The organism is Candidatus Symbiopectobacterium sp., from assembly GCF_020054415.1.
In the GTDB taxonomy this organism is placed as follows: Bacteria; Pseudomonadota; Gammaproteobacteria; order Enterobacterales; family Enterobacteriaceae; genus Symbiopectobacterium.
Genome location: NZ_JAHWCO010000137.1, coordinates 1 through 3,510, shown reverse-complemented (window position 1 = coordinate 3,510; position 3,510 = coordinate 1). Strand labels below are relative to the sequence as shown.

The window sequence follows — 3,510 nt, the reverse complement described above, 5'->3', positions numbered from 1 at the left end:
TGCTGCGGGCGTACGCCGATGGCCACTTTACTCGATGGAAAACGGATCTGGGCAGAAAAGAATCTGAACCAGATGTAATCTGACAGACACCTGTATAAATAATCGGTAACTGTCAGATCAGGTCTGAGCTAGTACAAATTATCTATTTCCATAACGTTCCAACACTTCGTCTGTGCAGCAGGTATTATTCTTGTATAATCACGCTCTTCACTCAGACAACTACCTTTGATACTTTGACCAATAACCAACTTGCATGGCAGCATCTGCTGCCCGACCATACGCCTTACCAGTCTCTGTTCGATCGGGCAGACAAGCTTGAATCGCTGGATTTTGCTGCACTTCAGCCCCGACTGGCGGATAGCCTGAAGGTATTTTGCCATCCGCGCTCACCGTCACCCTATATGTTGGTGAAGGCAGAAGAGACCCATGCTTACCTCGCACTTACTACAGGGGCGGTAAGGCATCTGTGCCCACCGATCTCAGCCCCCCGCGGTAGCTGTTATCGTATTGAACACGATCGGGTTGAGATTCAACCGGCGCAACAACTTGACGATAATTTTGCGGCACAGCAGGCATGCGAATTCCAGGCATGGATCGAAGCAGAACAGTTATTCGGCTGTGTCCGTTATTTTCAGGAACGCATTAGCCTGCAACCCGGCTTATTACACCGTATCAATGGCGGCACGTTGATCCTGACCGCACGAACCTTGTTAGCACAGCCATTGCTGTGGTTACGCCTGAAACAAATTATCGCAGAAGGCCAATACCATTGGCTTTCACCTGATGAAAGGCGTCCTTTACCTCTCGCCATTCCGCCGATGCCCATGAACATTCGGCTGATCGTGGTCGGCGATCGCGAAAGCCTTGGCGATCTACACGATATTGAACCCGACCTGCGTGACTTGGCCGTTTACGGTGAATTTGAATCCGAATTGCCGCTGATTGACGAAGATGATATGTCGCGCTGGTGTGCATACATTAATGCATTATGCACCGCCAATCATCTCCCCTTGCTCGCGGCAGATGCCTGGCCTTCATTGCTGCAATTAGCTGTACGTTACAGTGGCGATCATGGCAGCTTGCCGCTTTGTCCTCAATGGCTTACGCATCAGCTCAAGCACATTGCCATTTACGCTCAGGATGCGCATATCACCGCTCAAACCATCACTGAGGCGATCGCAGCCCAACGCTGGCGAGAAGGCTATCTGGCAGAGCGTATGCATGACGAAATTGAGCTGGGGCAGATAGTGATAGAAACCGAGGGCGAAGTCGTTGGTCAAATTAACGGACTCTCGGTACTCGAATATCCCGGTCATCCGGTGGCATTTGGTGAGCCCACTCGCATTAGCTGTGTGGTTCACCCTGGCGATGGCGAATTTACCGATGTCGATCGCAAAGCAGAATTGGCAGGTAATTTACACGCCAAAGGCATGATGATCATGCAGGCATTTCTAATTTCCGAACTGGAGTTGGAACAACAGTTGCCTTTCTCTGCATCGCTGGTGTTTGAGCAGTCCTACAGTGAAGTTGATGGTGACAGTGCGTCGCTGGCAGAACTGTGCGCATTAATCAGTGCGTTGTCGCTACAACCGATCAATCAGCAACTCGCGATCACCGGCTCGGTCGATCAGTTTGGCCGCGTGCAACCCATTGGCGGTGTCAATGAGAAGATTGAAGGCTTCTTTGAAATTTGTCAGCGACGAGAACTCACGGGCAATCAGGGTGTCATCATTCCAGCGGCCAATCTTCGTCACCTGAGTCTAAATGCTGATGTGGTTGAGGCCGTTCGATCCGGACAATTCCATATCATTCCAGTGGAAACGGTGCCGGAAGCCATCACGTTATTAACCAATATGCTCTATGACGATGAACAACAGCCGAATCTGTTGGGCTTGATCAAAGAGCGTATTGCGCAATTCTCACCGCCGGAGCGACGCCGCTTCCCGTGGTTTTTTCGGTGATAAACTGGTTTAACCAGATGTTTCTGTGTTGCTCAGCTTACAGGTGTAAGCTAACCTGCGCGCTTCACTAGAATAAGGCTTACTGAGAATATGGTAGATAAACGCGAATCTTATACGAAAGAAGACCTTCTTGCCTCTAGCCGCGGTGAACTGTTCGGCCCTCAAGGCCCACAGTTGCCTGCCCCGAACATGTTGATGATGGACCGTGTCGTCAAAATGATGGAAGACGGCGGTAATCATGGCAAAGGCTACGTCGAAGCCGAATTGGATATTACTCCTGACCTGTGGTTCTTTGGTTGCCACTTTATCGGCGATCCGGTAATGCCTGGCTGCCTGGGATTGGATGCCATGTGGCAGTTGGTCGGGTTCTATCTGGGCTGGCTGGGCGGTGAAGGTAAAGGCCGTGCGCTGGGTGTAGGTGAAGTGAAATTCACCGGTCAGGTATTGCCAACGGCTAAAAAAGTCACCTACCGTATTCACTTCAAGCGCGTTATCAATCGCCGTTTGGTGATGGGAATTGCCGATGGTGAAGTGTTGGTTGATGGCAAGCAGATCTATACCGCTGACGAATTAAAAGTGGGCCTGTTCAAAGATACCACCTCGTTCTAATCGCTAACATGTGACCCTGTACACGATTCTGTGTAAATGCCTTTTCTCAGTAGTGGCCGTCCAGGCGGTCACCGAACTCGATAATAAAGCGGCTCATTGCCATACGCCAGTCCCGTAGTGGCATCGTCCATTTCTGTGAGGCAACCTAGATTGCCAGCCACACGACTTTTTTCACTGCATCGTCCGTCGGGAACACCTTGCGTTTTTTGATTGCATGCCGGATCACACTGTTCAGCGACTCGATGGCGTTGGTTGTATAGATGACGTTGCGGATGTCTGCCGGGTAAGCGAAGAACGTCGCCAGGTTAGCCCAGTTTGTCTGCCAGCTCCGGCTTATCTGCGGATAGCTGCTGTCCCAGGCACTGGCGAACGCTTCCAGCGCCTGCAGACCTGCTTCTTCTGTGGGGGCCTGGTAGATGGCTTTCAGGTCGTGGGTGACTGCCTTATAGTCCTTCCAGGACACGAACCGAAGGCTGTTGCGCACCATATGCACGATACATCGCTGGATACGTGCCTACGGATACACAGCGTTGATGGCGTCAGGGAAGCCTTTCAGGCCGTCAACACAGGCAATGAGGATGTCGGTCAGGCCACGGTTTTTCAGCTCCGTCAGCACGTTAAGCCAGAACTTTGCACCTTCACTCTCGGCCAGCCACATACCCAGCAGTTCTTTCTGGCCTTCGATATTGATACCCAGTGCCAGGAACACATATTTGTTGATGACGCGGCTGTCCTGTCTGACTTTCAGAACGATACAGTCAAGATAAACCATGGGATATATCGCATCCATTGGGTGATTTTACCATTCGGCGACCTGCACCATCACGGCATCGGTGATTTTGGATACCAACGTCGGCGAGACATCAGCGTCATACCGTTCTTTGAACGCGGCAGCGATCTCGCGGGTGGTCATGCCTTTGGCGTACAACTACAGGATCTG

The 3,510-nt window shown here is 51.4% G+C and carries 2 protein-coding genes and 1 pseudogene; 2 read left to right on the top strand and 1 reads right to left on the bottom strand.

Annotated features, from left to right (window positions below; genetic code table 11):
• The first annotated feature begins 233 nt into the window (after positions 1-233).
• Positions 234-1,961, top strand: coding sequence for an AAA family ATPase (locus tag QZ506_RS04215; RefSeq protein WP_367272966.1), 1,728 nt, complete (start codon positions 234-236; stop codon positions 1,959-1,961).
• 90 nt (positions 1,962-2,051) lie between these two features.
• Positions 2,052-2,570 carry a bifunctional 3-hydroxydecanoyl-ACP dehydratase/trans-2-decenoyl-ACP isomerase gene (gene fabA, locus QZ506_RS04210; protein WP_291969296.1) on the top strand — a complete coding sequence of 173 codons (519 nt, stop codon included), beginning with the start codon at positions 2,052-2,054 and terminating at the stop codon, positions 2,568-2,570.
• 46 nt (positions 2,571-2,616) lie between these two features.
• Here fabA and QZ506_RS04205 read toward each other — a convergent pair.
• Positions 2,617-3,510 (bottom strand): annotated as a pseudogene (locus tag QZ506_RS04205) (IS256 family transposase); the annotation flags it as partial.

Excerpts from the sequence above, each read along its gene's own strand:
- fabA (WP_291969296.1), top strand. The coding sequence starts at position 2,052 with ATGGTAGATAAACGCGAATCTTATACGAAAGAAGACCTTCTTGCCTCT.